At 65.7% G+C, this 15594-nt stretch carries 17 protein-coding genes and 1 tRNA gene; 10 read left to right on the top strand and 8 right to left on the bottom strand.

The genetic code is table 11. The features are described 5' to 3' along the window. Nucleotides 1-325: 325 nt before the first annotated feature. Nucleotides 326-1777 carry a S41 family peptidase gene (locus tag CG471_RS25075; RefSeq protein ID WP_099234133.1) on the top strand — a complete coding sequence of 484 codons (1452 nt, stop codon included), beginning with the start codon at nt 326-328 and terminating at the stop codon, nt 1775-1777. A gap of 35 nt (nt 1778-1812) precedes the next feature. Here the strand turns inward: CG471_RS25075 and CG471_RS25070 are convergent, their stop codons facing one another. Then, nucleotides 1813-2151 carry a hypothetical protein gene (locus CG471_RS25070; protein WP_099234132.1) on the bottom strand — a complete coding sequence of 113 codons (339 nt, stop codon included), beginning with the start codon at nt 2149-2151 and terminating at the stop codon, nt 1813-1815. A gap of 116 nt (nt 2152-2267) precedes the next feature. Between CG471_RS25070 and CG471_RS25065 the strand changes: the two genes are divergently transcribed. The 3 genes from CG471_RS25065 (at nt 2268) to CG471_RS25055 (ending at nt 3021) form a co-directional block, all read left to right on the top strand. Next, on the top strand, nt 2268-2576 hold the full coding sequence (locus CG471_RS25065; RefSeq protein ID WP_017503720.1) for an autorepressor SdpR family transcription factor: 309 nt from the start codon (nt 2268-2270) through the stop codon (nt 2574-2576). Then, nucleotides 2561-2878, top strand: a complete 318-nt coding sequence (locus tag CG471_RS25060; RefSeq protein ID WP_257211684.1) for an ammonium transporter — start codon at nt 2561-2563, stop codon at nt 2876-2878. The genes CG471_RS25065 and CG471_RS25060 overlap by 16 nt, the downstream gene beginning before the upstream one ends. Before the next feature lie 58 nt (nt 2879-2936). After that, nucleotides 2937-3021, top strand: a tRNA-Leu gene (locus CG471_RS25055). A gap of 117 nt (nt 3022-3138) precedes the next feature. On the opposite strand, the gene CG471_RS25050 is transcribed toward CG471_RS25055, so the two are convergent. Continuing rightward, nucleotides 3139-4275 (bottom strand): aminotransferase class I/II-fold pyridoxal phosphate-dependent enzyme, encoded by a 1137-nt coding sequence (locus CG471_RS25050; RefSeq protein WP_099234130.1) that lies wholly within the window; start codon nt 4273-4275, stop codon nt 3139-3141. 57 nt (nt 4276-4332) lie between these two features. On the opposite strand from CG471_RS25050, the gene CG471_RS25045 reads away from it, so the two are divergent. Further along, nucleotides 4333-4599 (top strand): hypothetical protein, encoded by a 267-nt coding sequence (locus CG471_RS25045; RefSeq protein ID WP_099234134.1) that lies wholly within the window; start codon nt 4333-4335, stop codon nt 4597-4599. A gap of 128 nt (nt 4600-4727) precedes the next feature. On the opposite strand, the gene pgl is transcribed toward CG471_RS25045, so the two are convergent. The 5 genes from pgl to CG471_RS25020 all read right to left on the bottom strand — a co-directional run bounded on the left by pgl (nt 4728) and on the right by CG471_RS25020 (nt 10379). Next, a complete protein-coding gene (gene pgl / locus CG471_RS25040; protein WP_099234129.1) occupies nt 4728-5420 on the bottom strand; it encodes a 6-phosphogluconolactonase in 693 nt (230 codons plus the stop codon). 5 nt (nt 5421-5425) lie between these two features. Then, nucleotides 5426-5902, bottom strand: coding sequence for a YbaK/EbsC family protein (locus tag CG471_RS25035; protein ID WP_099234128.1), 477 nt, complete (start codon nt 5900-5902; stop codon nt 5426-5428). Beyond that, nucleotides 5899-6900 (bottom strand): UDP-glucose 4-epimerase GalE, encoded by a 1002-nt coding sequence (gene galE / locus CG471_RS25030; protein ID WP_004212048.1) that lies wholly within the window; start codon nt 6898-6900, stop codon nt 5899-5901. The genes CG471_RS25035 and galE overlap by 4 nt, the downstream gene beginning before the upstream one ends. Before the next feature lie 67 nt (nt 6901-6967). Then, the gene (locus CG471_RS25025; protein ID WP_099234127.1) at nt 6968-9145 is read right to left on the bottom strand and encodes a 3-hydroxyacyl-CoA dehydrogenase NAD-binding domain-containing protein; all 2178 of its coding nucleotides are present in this window, start codon (nt 9143-9145) and stop codon (nt 6968-6970) included. Nucleotides 9146-9170: 25 nt separating this feature from the next. Continuing rightward, nucleotides 9171-10379: an acetyl-CoA C-acetyltransferase gene (locus CG471_RS25020; protein WP_099234126.1), complete on the bottom strand. Its 1209-nt coding sequence runs from the start codon at nt 10377-10379 to the stop codon at nt 9171-9173. A 172-nt stretch (nt 10380-10551) separates the two neighbouring features. Between CG471_RS25020 and CG471_RS25015 the strand changes: the two genes are divergently transcribed. Then, entirely contained in the window at nt 10552-11286 is a 735-nt protein-coding gene (locus CG471_RS25015; RefSeq protein WP_180275796.1) for a metallophosphoesterase, read from the top strand. 47 nt (nt 11287-11333) lie between these two features. After that, complete coding sequence (locus tag CG471_RS25010) at nt 11334-13004, top strand: MFS transporter (RefSeq protein WP_099234124.1); 1671 nt, start codon at nt 11334-11336, stop codon at nt 13002-13004. 42 nt (nt 13005-13046) lie between these two features. Here the strand turns inward: CG471_RS25010 and CG471_RS25005 are convergent, their stop codons facing one another. Then, complete coding sequence (locus tag CG471_RS25005) at nt 13047-13643, bottom strand: nucleotidyltransferase family protein (RefSeq protein ID WP_004212053.1); 597 nt, start codon at nt 13641-13643, stop codon at nt 13047-13049. Nucleotides 13644-13800: 157 nt separating this feature from the next. On the opposite strand from CG471_RS25005, the gene folE reads away from it, so the two are divergent. The 3 genes from folE to CG471_RS24990 form a co-directional block, all read left to right on the top strand. Then, complete coding sequence (gene folE / locus CG471_RS25000; protein ID WP_069338174.1) at nt 13801-14409, top strand: GTP cyclohydrolase I FolE; 609 nt, start codon at nt 13801-13803, stop codon at nt 14407-14409. Beyond that, nucleotides 14406-15266: an SDR family oxidoreductase gene (locus tag CG471_RS24995; protein ID WP_099234123.1), complete on the top strand. Its 861-nt coding sequence runs from the start codon at nt 14406-14408 to the stop codon at nt 15264-15266. Before folE ends, CG471_RS24995 begins: the two co-directional genes overlap by 4 nt. Before the next feature lie 84 nt (nt 15267-15350). After that, on the top strand, nt 15351-15594 hold a 244-nt coding region (locus tag CG471_RS24990), incomplete at its 3' end, for an enoyl-CoA hydratase-related protein (RefSeq protein ID WP_180275795.1).

Raw genomic sequence — 15594 nt, 5'->3', positions numbered from 1 at the left:
GCAGCGAGGCGAAGAGCAGAGGCGGGCCCAGGCAATGGAAGGTGCAGAGCGCGGAGGCGCAGATGGCGAAGCCGTCCAGCCAGCAGCGGGGGCGGCCGGCCGGATCACGTTCCGGCGCTTCGCAATGGGGCATGATTTTTCCTAAATGATATAATGTTACATTATCTCCGGCCATATCGATATGGGGGCATGGGAAGTCAAGGGCAGGGGGCTGAAGGCGTTGCCGGGGCGGTTGGTTGACGGCGCGGAAAGCGCTTTTGTTTCAACGCTGTCTTGCCGTGCTGCGGTGCGCGGCTTATCCCGTCTGCGGTCTTTGGGGGGAATAATGATGAAGCATGGGGTTGCGCGCCTGGCGTTGCTGGCGGGTGGGCTGGCGATGTTGGCGGCTTGTGGTGGTGGCGGGTCGGACAGTGCGGGCACTGCGCCGCCGACCGTGACGCCCACGCCTACGCCGACCGCAACCTGTTCGCTGCGCGAACGGCAGGATTGGGCCGCAGCGACGCTCAAGGAATGGTATCTTTTCCCCGAAACCCTGCCGTCCGCGCTCAGCCCGGCCGGCTATGTCAGCGTCGATAGCTATATCGACGCGCTGACACAGGGTGCGCGATCGCAGCGGCGGGATCGCTATTTCACCTATCTCACCTCCATCAAGGCGGAGAATGCCTATTATCAGTCGGGGTCGAGCGCCGGCTTCGGCTTGCGCTTCGCGACCGACAGCGGGGGCACCCGCCTGTTCGTCATCGAATCGTTCGAGAACGGCCCGGCGCTGGCCGCCGGCATCGATCGCGGCGCGGAGATATTGGAGATCGGCACCAGCATCACCAACATGCGCAGCATATCGTCGCTGTTCGCGTCGGGCGGTGCCGATGCCGTGGCCGATGCGATGGGGCCGGACAGTGCCGGCACGACGCGGCTGCTGCGCATCGCCGACGCGACCAGCACGCGCACCGTATCGGTGACCAAGCGCGACTTCGACCTGATGCCGGTATCGAACCGCTATGGCGCGCGGGTGATCGACGATGGCGGCCGCCGTGTCGGCTATGTCAATCTGCGCACCTTCATCCTGTCGGCGGAACAGCCGCTGCGCGACGCGTTCGCCGGTTTCAAGGCGCAGGGCGTGACCGACATCATCCTCGACCTGCGCTATAATGGCGGCGGCCTTGTCTCGACGGCCAAGCTGCTGGGCGATCTGATGGGCGCGAACCGGGCGTCGACCGACGTCTTCACCCGCATGACCTTCCGCCCGGAAAAGAGCGCGGAGAACGAGACCTATAATTTCGAGCCGCTGGCGCAATCGGTGGCGCCCACGCGCATCGCCTTCATCGGCAGCGGCGGGACGGCATCGGCGAGCGAACTGGTGATCAACGCCTTCATCCCCTTTCTGGGGCCGCAGGCCGGGCTGATCGGCGCCAACACCTATGGCAAGCCGGTCGGGCAGATCGCGATCGATCGCGAATCCTGTGACGACCGGTTGCGGGTGGTGGCCTTCGCCACCCAGAACAGCGCGGGCAATGCCGATTATTATGACGGGCTGGCGACCAGCGTGAAGGCCAGTTGCCAGGCCTGGGACGATATCAGCTATCCGCTGGGCGACCCGCGCGAAGCGTCGGTCCGACAGGCGCTGGACTTCATCGCCGGGCGCAGCTGCACGCCGATCGGCGGTGCGGTGGCGACGCTCAGTCGCAAGGCGGTGACGTCGCCGGTGTCCGCCCCCCGTGAATTGCTGGCGCCACAGCGGCCCAATCCGGCCCAGCGCGAGGTGCCGGGTCTGTTCTGACCGACCAACCGATCAGGCGGCAGCGCTGACTGTGATCAGCGCTGCTTCTTGGTGATGGTCGCGGTGAAATCGGGATCCTTGTTCGCCACCCAGTCGACGAACTTGCGGATCGGCGGATGGAGCAGCAGGCCCTCCACGTCCATGCCGTGGCGCTGCAATTCGGAATTGGTGAAATTGGTGATCAGCGTCTGCTGGCAGATGCCGTGCATCGGCACGACATCCCGGCCACCCCGGCTCTTGGGAACGGGATGGTGCCACACGATGGTCGTGCCCGTTGGACGCCCGCACAGCCAGCAGGGCGGCGGGGGCGGCGCTTCCGCTTCCTCGCGATGCACATCTTCATAGGGGCCATGTTTGGAATATTTGCGGGCCATGTCTCTGCCTGGATTGAAGGAAACTTTGGCCGCTCCCTATCGCAGCCGGCGCGGCAGCGCCACGGCGATCGTCATGCTCGCTTGACTCATTTCGACGTTTAGCTAATTATCTCATCATGAGCCAGGTCTTCCGCGCCTTGTCCGATCCGACCCGTCGCCGGGTGCTGCAATTGCTGCGTCAGGGGCCGATGAGCGCGGGTGAACTGAGCGACCAGTTCGATGTCTCCAAACCGACCATGTCGGCGCATTTCGCGGTGCTGAAGGAGGCCGACCTGGTCCATGCGGAAAAGGCCGGCAAGTCGGTCATCTATCATCTCAAGCTGTCGGTGCTGGAAGAGGCGCTGCTGGGCTTTGCCCAGTCGTTCGGCATCGGCGTGGAGGCGCCGGATCAGCAACGGGAGAAGGCAGGATGGACAGGGAATTGAAGGCGGGCCTGCTCTGGGGCGGCGGTATCCTGCTGCTGGCGCTGGCCGCCAGCCAGGGACGCAAGCTCGACTGGCTGGACAGTGACATGGTCACGCGGCTGGTGATCGGCACCAACGGGTTGATGATCGCCTGGTATGGCAATCGCATGCCCAAGGCTTTTCTGCCGGACGCCTGCGCGCGGCAGGTGGCACGGGTCGGCGGCTGGTCGATGGCGCTCAGCGGCATCATCTATGTCGGCTTCTGGGCGTTCCCGCCGCTAGGCCCTTGTTTCGCCTGCCCGGCGGCTTTGTTGCGGGAGTGATTTTGGGGGCTTTGCAGCCGGTTCATGACCTGCTAGGTGCGCCCTTCCACGATCAGATGCGGGCGTGGTGAAACTGGTAGACGCGCCGGACTCAAAATCCGGTTCCGCAAGGAGTGTCGGTTCGATTCCGACCGCCCGCACCACTATTTGATTGGCCTCAGACGCCGGCGCGGGCATCCGCCCGCTTGGCTTCCCTCGCATAAGCTCGGACGGCCTTTGGCCTTGCGGACACTTTCGGGTCCGTTAGCTCATTTCTTTTTTCAGCGGCCCGGCTGCGCCTGGAACCAGGGGATCATCCGTGCGATCGCATCCTCGACCCGGTCGGTCGAGACGGCGAAGCTGAAGCGGATGAAGCGGTGGCCGTCGACCGGATCGAAATCGATCCCCGGCGCGGTGGCGACGCCGGTCTCGCGCAGCAGCTTCTGGCAGAAGGCCAGGCTGTCATTGGTGAGATGGCTGATATCGGCATAGATATAGAAGGCGCCATCGGGCGGCGCGATGCTGGCGAGGCCGAGCGCGGGCAGGGCGTCGAGCAGCAATTGCCGGTTGCGGCGATAGGTATCGACATGCCCCTCAAGCTCGTCGGTGCAGTCGAAGGCGGCCAGCCCCGCCTGCTGCGCCAGTACCGGGGGCGTCAGGAACAGATTGCCCATCCGCGCCCGCGCCGCGCCGATCAGGTCGGCGGGCACGACGATCCAGCCCAGCCGCCAGCCGGCCATGCTGAAATATTTGGAGAAGCTGTTCACGATCACCGCATCGGGGGCGAATTCCAGCATCGACCGCGCCGGCTCGCCGAAGCTGAGGCCATGATAGATCTCGTCGGAAATGATGCGGATGCCGCGGTCGGCGCACACTTTGGCGATCGCCGCCAGTTCGTCGGCCGGGATGATCGTGCCGGTCGGGTTGGCCGGGCTGGCGAGGATCAGGCCTTCTGGCGCTGGCTCGATTGCGGCCAAGGCATCGGCGCTGATCTGATAGCGTTCGGCCGGACCGCAGGCGATCTCGACCGGTTCCAGATAGAGGGCCTTCAACGTGTTGCGATAGGCCACATAGCCCGGCCGCGCGGTGGCGACGCGGGCGCCGGGCGCGAACAGGCTGGTGAGCGCCAGCACCAGGCCGGGCGAGGCGCCGCAGGTCAGCAGCACCTGTTCGGGATCGACAGCAACATTGTGCCGATCGGCATAGAGGCGGGCGATCCGTTCCTTGAGCGCCGGACTTTCCCAATAGCCCATCGGATCGGTATCGAGCACTTCATGCGCCAGCGCGATCGCGGCGGCCGGCGCGCCGGTCGAGGGCTGGCCGAACTCCATGTGCAGGATGGAGCGGCCCTGTGCCTTGAGGGCATGGGCTTCGCGGCTGATGGCGATGGCGTGGAAGGGATCGATCTGGGCAATCATGCCGGCTGCCTATTCTGTGCGGGCAACCATGTCCATGGCCGCTACGTTCTGTCTGGCATGAACCAGGCGCTGCTCACCGCCCTGCAATATTATGGCGCCGGCGCCGCCACGCTCGCGGCCCTGGTGGTGTCGCTGAACCTGGGGCGGCGGATTACCGGCTGGGCCTTCGTGCTGTTCGTCACCAGTTCGATCGCGCTGATCGGCTGGGGCTTCCTGGACAAGGACAGCGAAGGGATCGGCTGGCAGAATGTCGCGCTGTTGGCGATCAACGCGGTCGGGGTGTGGCGCTATCTGATCTCGAAACATAAGGTACGGGACCGATGATCCTCCCCTGCAAGGGGAGGTGGCGCGCGCGAAGCGCGTGACGGAGGGGTGTTGCCCTATCGCAAACGGGATACCCCTCCATCATTTGCTGCGCACATGGTCCCCCTCCCCTGCGGGGGAGGATGTTTTTAGGATTCCGCGATCCACACCTCGACCGGCACCTTGTCCTGCAGCAGGGCGAGGCGGATCGGCAATTCTTCGACCGGGCCGCCGGCCAGCGCCTGGTCATAGACCGCCTTCTTGCCCGCGCCGCCGATCTGCAGGAAGATGTGGCGGCTCTGCAGGATCGCATGCGCGGTCAGCGACAGGCGCTGGTGCGGCGCGACCGGCGGGGTGGCGGCGATGGTGTAAGCCTGAGTGGAAAGCCCCTCGGCCAGTTCCTTGCCCTCCGGGAAGAGCGAGGCGGTATGGCCGTCATCGCCCATGCCGAGCAGGATGATGTCGAACGGCCAGGGCAGGGCGGCAACGTCCGCCTCGACCGTGTTCTGGCCGGCATAGGCGTCGGTGGCGCTGTTCTTCATCGGCACGAAGCGGGCGGCGGCGGCCGGACCCTGAAGCAGGGTTTCGCGCACCAGCCGTTCGTTGCTGTCGGTGCTGACCGGATCGACCCAGCGTTCGTCGACCAGGGTGACGATCAGCTTCGTCCAGTCGAGCGGCACTTTCGACAGCGCTTCCAGCACCGGGCGGGGCGAGCGGCCGCCCGACACGGCCAGCGTCGCGACACCGCGTTCGGTGATGGCGTTCGACAACAGGGTGGCGATGCGGAACGCGATATCGGTGGCGGCCTCAGCCCCGGTGGCGAAGATATGTTCGGTCGGCATGGCTCTCACTCGACGATTTCGGGAAGGGTGCAGATGTCGATCCATTGCGCCCCGGTCAAGGTGGCAAGCCGGTCGGGCGTCAGTTCGACCGAGGCGGTGCGCGATCCCGCTGCCGGAAATATGGTGTCGAACGCCTGCAACGAGACATCGCAATAGACGGGCAGGGCGCTGGCGAGGCCGAAGGGGCAGACGCCGCCGACCGGATGGCCGGTAATCTCCTCCACCTCATGCGCGCCCAGCATGCGCGGCTTGGCGCCCAGCGCCGCCTTCGCCTTACCATTGGACAGGCGGGCGTCGCCGCGGGCGCAGACCAGCACGACCGTTTCGCCGACGCGCAGCGACAGCGTTTTGGCGATGCGGGCGGGTTCGACGCCCAGCGCGGCTGCTGCCTCGATCACCGTCGTGGTGCTGACGCCCTGGTCGATGATCGCGACATCGGGCGCCTGCGCGGCGAAGAAGGCGCGAACGCTGGCTTCGCTCATGCCTTCTGGATATCGCTGAGCTTGCGTTCCCAGGCGAGCGCATGGTCGACGATCTGGCCGAGATCGGCATAACGCGGCTGCCAGGGAAATTCCGCCATCAGCGCGCTATTGTCGGAAATCAGCGCATCGGGATCGCCCGCACGGCGCCCTTCCAACCGGCGCTCGATCGTCATGTTGGTGACCCGATCGACCGCATCCAGCACTTCGAGCACGGAGAAGCCCCGGCCATAGCCGCAATTGAGCATGTAATTGCGATCGGGATGGGCGATCAGCGCTTCGAGTGCCAGCACATGGGCCGCGGCGAGATCACTGACATGGATATAGTCGCGCACGCCGGTGCCGTCGGGCGTGGCGAAATCGGTGCCGAAGACGCTGACATGGCTGCGCTTGCCCAGCGCCGCCTCGACCGCGACCTTGATCAGATGGGTGGCGCCCGCCGTCGACTGGCCGGTGCGGCCCTGCGGATCGGCGCCGGCGACGTTGAAATAGCGCAGCGCGCAGAAGTTCATGGCGTGGGCGGCGGCTACGTCGCGCAGCATATATTCGGTCATCAGCTTCGACATGCCATAGGGATTGATCGGCCGCTGCGGCGTCGTTTCCCTGACCGGGCTTTCCTCCGGAATGCCATAGGTGGCGGCGGTCGAGGAGAAGATGAAATGGGGCACGCCGACGGCGACCACGCTTTCCAGCAGGTCGCGGGTCTTGGCGCTGTTGTTGTTATAATATTTGAGCGGGTTCTCGACCGATTCCGGCACGACCACCGACCCGGCGAAATGCATGATCGCCTGGACGCCATGTTCGCGCAGCGTCGCCTGCACCAGCGCCTGGTCGGCAATGTCGCCCTGCACGAAGGGGACGTCCTGCGGCACGGCCCAGCGGAAACCGGTGACCAGATTGTCGATCACCACCACGCCATAGCCGGCATCCTTCAGCGCCAGCACCGCATGGCTGCCGATATAGCCGGCGCCGCCCGTGACCAGAACCGTTGGCTTGCTCATAAAGAAAAGGTCTCCCCGAATATGTCCGGGGAGACCTAATACAGAAGCGTTACGATTTACAAATCGCTCATGCTGCAGCGCGAGACGGAACGGGGCGATAGAAGGTCGCGCCGTTGGCGGCCATTTCCCGCAGCTGCGCCGTGGGGGCGAAGCGGGGGCCATGGGCGGCGGCCAGCCGGTCCAGCACGGCCACGACATGGGCGATGCCGACCGTGTCCATATGGCTGAACGGACCGCCGGTGTAAGGCGCGAAGCCCCAGCCGAAGATCGCGCCGATGTCGCCATCTTCCGGCGTTTCCAGCACGCCTTCCTCGAAGCAGCGGGCGCATTCGATCAACTGGCGATAGAGGAGCCGTTCCTTGACTTCCTCGACGTCCGGCTGGGCGTCGGCGCGCGGGAACAACTCGCCCAGCACCGGCGAGAGATGCTTCTTGCCGCCTTCGGGATAGTCGTACCAGCCCTTGCCGTTCTTGCGGCCCAGGCGATCGGCCTCGACCATCTTGAGCATGATGTCGTCCGACCCCTGGGGAACATAGGCGTCGCCCAGTTCCTTCCTGGCGGCGGTCATGATCTTGACGCCCAGTTCGATCGACACTTCGTCGCTGACCGCCAGCGGGCCGGTCGGCATGCCGAGCTGCTTGCCGGCATTTTCGATCAGCGCCGGGTTGATGCCTTCGCCGACCAGCTCCGCGCCTTCCTGCACATAGGTGCCGAAGCTGCGCGAGGTGTAGAAGCCGCGGCTGTCATGGACGACGATCGGGGTCTTCTTGATCTGGGCCACGAAGTCGAGCGCCTTGGCGATCGCCGCCGGGCCGGTCTTTTCACCCAGGATGATCTCGACCAGCGGCATCTTCTCGACCGGCGAGAAGAAGTGGACGCCGATGAAATTCTCGGGCTTGGACCAGGCATTGGCGAGCTTGGTGATCGGCAGGGTCGAGGTGTTGGAACCGAAGATGGTGTCGGCGCCCAGCACGGCTTCGACCTGCTTGGTCACTTCCGCCTTGATCGCGACATCCTCGAACACCGCCTCGATCACGAAGTCGGCGCCGGCGAGTGCGGCATAGTCGGTGGTCGGGGTGACGCGGGCCAGCGTGGCGGCCATCTTCTCGGGCGTCATGCCACGGCCCAGGCGCTTGGCCAGCACCGCCTCGACATGGGCCTTGCCCTTCTCGGCATAGGCCTGATCGCGGTCGAACAGCACGACGTCCATCCCGGCCTGCGCCGCGACGGTGGCGATGCCCGCGCCCATCATGCCGGCACCCAGCATGGCGAGCTTGGTGGTCGGCGCCTTGGGCTCGTCCTTGGGACGGCGTGCGCCGCGCTCGGCCGCCTGCTTGTTGACGAACAGGGTGCGGATCATGTTCGACGCCTGCGGATCGGCGGCGACCTTGGCGAAATATTTGCTCTCGATCCGGATCGCCCGGTCCATCGGCAGGGTGATGCCCTCATAGACCGCCGACAGCAGGGCGATCGGCGCGTTCATGTTGCGCTGGGTCTGCTTGAGCGTCATCGGCAGGGCGCCGGCCATGGTCTGGACGAAGGCGGGGTTGAAGCCGCCGGCGCCGCCGGGCACCTTGAAGCCCTTGACGTCCCAGGGCTGGGTGCTGGCGGTCGGGTTCGCCTTGACCCATTCCTTGGCGGCTTCGAGCGCCGTGCCCTGCGGCACCACGGCGTCGACGACCTTCAGTATCGCGGCTTCGGCCGGGCGGAACAGCTTGCCCTGCAGCATGTACATCAGCGACGCCTGCACGCCCATGATGCGCGGCAGGCGCTGCGATCCGCCGCCGCCGGGGAACAGGCCGATCAGGATTTCAGGCAGGCCGAGCTGGGTCTTGGGGCTGTCGCCGACGAAGCGGCGATGGCAGGCCAGCGCCAGTTCGAAGCCGCCGCCGACGCAGGTGCCCTCGATCGCGCAGGCAACCGGCTTGCCGGCGGTTTCCAGGCGCCGGAACAGCTGGTTCAGCACGAACACCTGGTCGAAGATCGCGGCCGGGGCAGGGCGGCTGCCATCGGTGGTGGCGAGCATCGACCCGAAATATTTGAGGTCCATGCCGGCCATGAAGCCGCTGTCCTTGCCCGACGCGATGACCGCGCCCTTGATGCCCTCTTCCGACGCGATGCGGGTGATGGCGGCGTCGAGATCGGCCAGGAAGTCGGGGCCGATGACGTTCATCGACTGGCCGGGCACGTCGGTCGTCAGGGTGGCGATGCCGTCGGCATCGATGTCGAAGCGGATGGTTTCCATGTGTGTCTCTCCTTGCGTCCGCCGCTTACACGCGCTCGATAATGATGCCGGTGCCCATGCCCGCGCCGACGCACAGGTTGATGAGCGCGGTGCCCTTGCCCGAGCGTTCCAGCTCGTCCAGCGCAGTGCCCAGCACCATGGCGCCGGTAGCGCCCAGCGGATGGCCCATGGCGATCGCGCCGCCATTGACGTTGATCTTGCTGTGGTCGAGGTTCATCGCCTGCATGTAGCGCAGTACGACCGAGGCGAAGGCTTCGTTCAGTTCCCACAGGTCGATGTCGGCGGTGGTCATGCCGGCGCGGGCCAGCAGCTTGCCGGCGACAAATTCCGGGCCGGTCAGCATGACCAGCGGTTCCGAACCGATCGAGGCCATCGCCTTGATCTTCGCACGCGGCTTCAGGCCGTATTTCTCGCCGATTTCCTTGTTGCCGACCAGCACGGCGGCGGCGCCGTCGACGATGCCGCTGCTGTTGCCGGCGTGATGGACATGGTTGACCTTTTCCAGCTCGGGATAGCGCAGCAGGGCGACCGTGTCGAAGCCGGGCATGTCTTCGCCAAGCGCCTGGAAGCTGGGCTTCAGGCTGCCGAGCGACTGCATCGTCGCGTCGGGGCGCATATGTTCGTCATGGTCGAGCGCGATGCCGCCGATCACGTCGCGGACCGGCACGATCGACTTCTTGAAACGGCCTTCGTCCCACGCGGCCTTGGCGCGGCGCTGGCTCTCGACGGCATAGGCGTCGACATCGTCGCGGCTGATGCCGAACTTGGTGGCGATCACGTCGGCGCCGATGCCCTGGGGCGCGAAATAGGTCTTGTAGGCGACCGCCGGGTCCATTGCCCAGGCGCCGCCGTCCGATGCCATCGGCACGCGGCTCATCGATTCGACGCCGCCGCCGATCGCGAACATCGCTTCACCCGAATAGACCTTGGCCGCGGCCATGTTGACCGCTTCCAGGCCCGATGCGCAGAAACGGTTGATCTGCACGCCCGGCACGGTCTGGGCATAGTCGGCGTTGAGCACGGCGACGCGCGCGATATCCGCGCCCTGTTCGCCCACGGGGCTGACGCAGCCCAGGATCACGTCGTCGACGTCTGCGGTGTCGATCTGGGTGCGGTCGCGCACCGCTTCGAGCATCTGCGTCGCAAGCTGGATGGGGGTGATGTCGTGGAGCGAACCGTCGCTCTTGCCCCGGCCACGGGGCGTGCGGACGGCGTCGTAAATATAGGCTTCCATGGTTCCTTTTCCCTCTCCGTTGGCGGCTTTTGGCGCACCGGAAGTGGCCCTGAATGTATTTACGTTTACGTAAAGTGCAAGCCTGAAATGGTCGGTTTCCGCCGACATGGCCTTGCCGTAAGGTCAGGTGCGGGTCTGATGTGGGGCGCGATTGTGGCAGGACAAGCACCAGGTGAAGATTGCGGTTCTTTCCGACATTCATGGCAATATCGATGCGCTCGACGCCGTGCTGGCGGATATGGCTGCGCGCAATGTCGATCTATGTGTCAATCTCGGTGACATCCTGTCGGGGCCGCTCTTCCCTTGCGAGACCGCCGATCGGCTGATGGCGTTGGATATGCCGACAATCCGGGGCAATCATGAGCGGCAATTGCTGACGCTGGCGCCCGACCGGATGGGCGCGTCGGACCGGGCGACCCATGATCTGCTGGCGCCGCGCCATCGCGACTGGATCGCCGCCTTGCCCGAGACGCTGTGGCTGACGGACGAGATATTGATGGTCCATGGTACGCCGGACAGCGACATCGATTATTGGCTGGAAACGGTCGAACCCACCGGCTTGCGCGCCGCGACAGAGGCGGAGGTTGAGGCGCGGGCAGGGGGCGTTGTCGCGCCGCTGATCCTGTGCGGCCATACCCATGTGCCGCGCATCCATGGTCGCGCCGATGGCGGGCTGGTCGTCAATCCGGGCAGCGTGGGCCTGCCGGCCTATGACGATGACCGGCCCTGGCCGCACAAGGTGGAGACCGGATCGTCCGAGGCCCGTTATGCACTGGTCGAGCGGATGGCCGACGGCTGGCACGCGGAGATCATGCTGGTCGCCTATGACGGCGAACGCGCGGCCGCCACGGCCGATGCTCGCAGCCGGCCCGACTGGGCACACGCACTGCGTACCGGACGGATGTGAACCAAAGGCCGAGTCGCGGGTTTGACCGACGTTCCTAAATCCGCTTGATGGTTTTCGTGCCTGACACCGAGTCCCCCCAGCCTTCCTCGCCCTTTGCCATTCCCATCTTCCGCGCGATCTGGATCGCGAGCCTGGCGTCCAATTTCGGCGGGCTGATCCAGTCGGTCGGTGCGGCCTGGATGATGACCTCGCTGTCCGCCTCGCCGGTGCTGGTCGCGCTGGTGCCGGCGTCCACGACGCTGCCGATCATGCTGTTCTCGCTCTGGGCCGGGGCGGTCGCCGACAATCTGGATCGGCGCAAGGTGATGATGGCCTGCCAGCTGTTCATGCTGCTGGTGTCGACCGCCCTTGCGCTGGTCGCCTGGCTTGGTGCGCTGACGCCCTGGACGCTGCTGGGCTTCACCTTCCTGATTGGCTGCGCGACGGCGGTGAACGGCCCCGCCTGGCAGGCATCGGTCGGCGACATGGTGCCGCGCAGCGTGCTGCCCAGTGCCGTCGCGATGAACAGCATGGGTTTCAACCTGGCCCGTAGTACCGGCCCGGCGCTGGGCGGCGTGATCGTCGCCGCGGCGGGCGCGGCGGCGGCGTTTCTGGCCAATGCCGTCAGCTATATCGGCCTGGTCGCGGTGCTGGCGCGCTGGCGGCCGGAATTGCCGCCCAAGCTGCTGCCGCGTGAGCGGCTGGGCGTCGCGATGTGGGCCGGTGTCAGCTATGTCTCGATGTCGCCAAAGATCCAGCTTGTGCTGCTGCGCGGCGGCGCCTTTGGCATTGGTGCCAGCGCGGTGTCGGCGCTGATGCCGCTGGTGGCGCGCGATGTGCTGGGCGGCGGCGCGCTGACCTTCGGCCTTACCAGTGGCGCCTTCGGCGTCGGGGCGGTGGCCGGAGCGCTGTCCACCCGGCGGCTGCGCGCGCGCTTTTCGATCGAGGCGATCGTGCGGTCCGCCGCCCTGTCGCTGGCGGCGGGGACGGCGATCACGGCCATGTCGGGCTATCTGGTGCTGGCGCTGCTGGGTTATCTGCTCGCCGGGGCGGGCTGGGTCATGGCACTGTCGACCTTCAACGTTTCGGTCCAGATGTCGGCGCCGCGCTGGGTCGTCGCCCGCGCCGTCGCCATCTATCAGATGACCGCGTTCGGCGGCATGGCGATCGGCGCCTGGCTGTTCGGCAATCTGGCCGAGGATCATGGCGTGGTGGACGCCCTCTATGCCTCCGCTGCGGTGCAACTGGTCGCCGCGCTGATCGGCTTCGTTCGTCCGCTGCCGCAGATCGGCGATGACAATCTCGATCTCCAGAACCGCTGGCGCGAGCCGGAGACGGCGGTGCCGGTCGAGCCGCGCAGCGGCCCGGTGGTCATCACCATCGAATATCGCATCCCGGTGGGATCGGTCGTCCCCTTCCTCAGCGCGATGAGCGAGCGCCGCCGCATTCGCAAGCGCGATGGCGCGCATGGCTGGTCGCTGATGCGCGACCTGGGCGATCCGGAACTCTGGGTCGAACGCTATCATGTGTCGACCTGGCTCGACTATGTCCGCCATAACCAGCGGCGCACCATCGCCGACATCACCAACAGCGACACGATCCACGCGCTGCACAGTGGCGGCAAGCCGCCGGTGGTGCATCGCATGCTGGAACGCCAGACCGGCTCGCTGCCGCTCAGTCGTGCCCCTGATCCGCGGGAAATGGGCGACGGGCTGACCGATCCGACGCGATCGACCTGAAGCGGGGCAAGGCAAAGCGGCTTCGCCTGCCCCTTTTGTGCCTCAGGTCGGTGTCACCGGGGGGCGGCCAAGATCCTCCGGCGTATCGATGTCGTGCAGCACATTGCCGATCGTCTCGATCTGGATGCCGTGGCTCAGCAGCGCGCGGGCGCCCTGGTCGCCTTTCAACGCAAGCAGTTCGGGGAAATGCTTGCGGCCGATGAAGGCGGGCGGCGAGGAGGAGAAGCCGTCGGTGCTGGCGACCACCGAACGGATATCCTCGGCCGCCATGCAGATATGGTTATAATGGGTCTGCGGCACGTCGGGCATATCGGCAAGGCAGATCAGGATGCCGCGCACCTTGCGCTTGTCCATCACATGCTCGACCGCCAGCCGGATGCTGCTCGACAGGCCCTCCTCGGGATGCTCGTTGACGACGATATCGAAGCCGCGCCGGTCGAGCTTGCGATGCAATATCGGCGCAAATTCGACCGGTCGCACGACGGCGACCAGTTCGGCAAAGGCCATGGAGGCGATGGTTTCCAGCGTATGCGCGGCGACCGGCTTGCCACGCAGGTCGGCCATCAGCTTGTCTTCCTCGCCGAAGCGGGTCGACATGCCGGCTGCCAGAAGGACGGCGGCGATGCGTTCAGTGCGCATGATCTTGCGATTGTAATGACATTTTTCTGTGGTGCGTTCCCGTTAAGCTGTGATTTGCCACCACAGCGATGTTGTGTCCAGCCGGGGCAAAAGGGCTGGTCAGACGGGCACGCAGTCGCCATATGCCGGGGCCAACAATTATGGAGTGGCCCAGTTCATGGCATATGATCCCGATGCGGAAACCGTAGGCGAAGGCTCGAAGGAGCCGGTCCCGGCCGAAGTGTCGGAGGCGATCCGCACCCTCATCCGCTGGTCGGGCGACGTGCCCGAGCGCGAGGGTCTGATGGAAACGCCCGAGCGGGTGGCCCGCGCATGGCGCGAATATTGCCGGGGCTATAATGATGATCCGGCCTATCATCTCTCGCGCATCTTTCATGAGGTGGGCGGTTATGACGATGTCGTGCTGCTGAAGGACATTCCGTTCCAGTCGCATTGCGAACATCATATGGCGCCGATCGTCGGGCGCGCGCACATCGCCTATCTGCCCGGCGACTATGTGGTCGGCATTTCCAAGCTGGCCCGCGTGCTGCACGCCTATGCCAACCGGCTGCAGGTGCAGGAACGGCTGACCTCTGAAGTCGCCAACTGCATCTGGGAAAATCTCAAGCCCCAGGGCGTCGCCGTGGTGATCGAGGCGACCCATGGCTGCATGACCGGCCGCGGTGTGCGCACCCCCAATGTCATCATGAAGACCAGCCGCATGCTCGGCGTCTTCCGCGACGACGAAAAGTCGCGCGAGGAAGTGCTGAAGCTCATCGCCTCGTGAATGATGTGACCGGAGAGGGGGAGGGCGCCGAGCCCGCCTATCGCCCGATTGGTGGGGCCAAGAAGGATGCCGGGCCGACCGGCCCCCTGCCGCTGGCCTCGCGCCGGCTGGCACTGGTGACCGGTGGCCATCGTCGGCTGGGCGGCATCATTTCGGCGGCGCTGGCGCAGGCCGGCTATTCGCTTGCCATCCATGGCAGCCATGACACGCGGCTGGACTCTCATCTGGCGATCGCGCTGGAGGAAAATGGCGCCGAATGGGAAGGCTTCGTCGTCGACTTTGCCGATCCCGAAGCGGCCGAGGAACTGGTCGCGCAGGTTGCCGAACGCTTCGGCCGGCCGCCCGACCTGCTGGTCAACAGCGCGGCGATTTTCGGCCAGGACCGGATCGACAGCGTCACCGCCGATGATCTGATGCGCCATTATGCGGTCAATTGCGCCGCGCCCGCGATGCTGACCAAGGCGTTCGCGACCGTTCCGGCCGGGACCGGCGATCGCTGTATCGTCAACATCCTCGACCAGCGGATCGACCATCCCCATGGCGATCAGCTGGCCTATACGCTGTCCAAGCTGGCGCTCGCCGGCCTGACGAAGACCGCGGCCAGCAGCCTGGCGCCGCAGGTGCGGGTCAATGCGGTGGCGCCGGGCCTCACCATCGCCACGCCCGATTATGATGCGGAACAGATGGCGCGGCTGGAGCAGTTGATGCCGCTTGGCCGGCTGCCGCAGGCGGAGCAGATTGCGCAGGCCGTGCTTTATCTCGCCGGTGCGACGGCGGTGTCGGGCCAGACCCTCTATGTCGATGGCGGCGCCCATATGCGCAGCTATGATCAGGATTTCATGCATCTTTGCCGATAGGATCGGCAAAATCGCCGCTCTGCAAAGGCTGGCGATCCGTTTTTGGCCGACATAGATCGGCGCTGACAGCTTAGGGAGACGGTAATGGCATATGAAACGATCCTGGTGGAACAGCAGGGCGCGGTGACGCTCATCACGCTCAACCGGCCGCAGGCGCTCAACGCGCTCAACAGCCAGGTGCTCGCGGATCTGGGCGCGGCTTTTTCCGCCTATGATGCCGACCCGACCCAGCATTGCGCGGTGCTGACCGGCAGCGAAAAGGCCTTTGCCGCCGGCGCCGACATCAAGGAAATGGTGGAGAAGGAAGCGGCCGACTTCTTCCTGCAGG

Origin of the sequence: Sphingobium sp. IP1, assembly GCF_002708645.1 — a bacterium.
In the GTDB taxonomy this organism is placed as follows: Bacteria; Pseudomonadota; Alphaproteobacteria; order Sphingomonadales; family Sphingomonadaceae; genus Sphingobium; species Sphingobium yanoikuyae.
The sequence above is the reverse complement of the archived record's forward strand: the minus strand, read 5'-3'. Positions and strand labels throughout refer to the sequence as shown.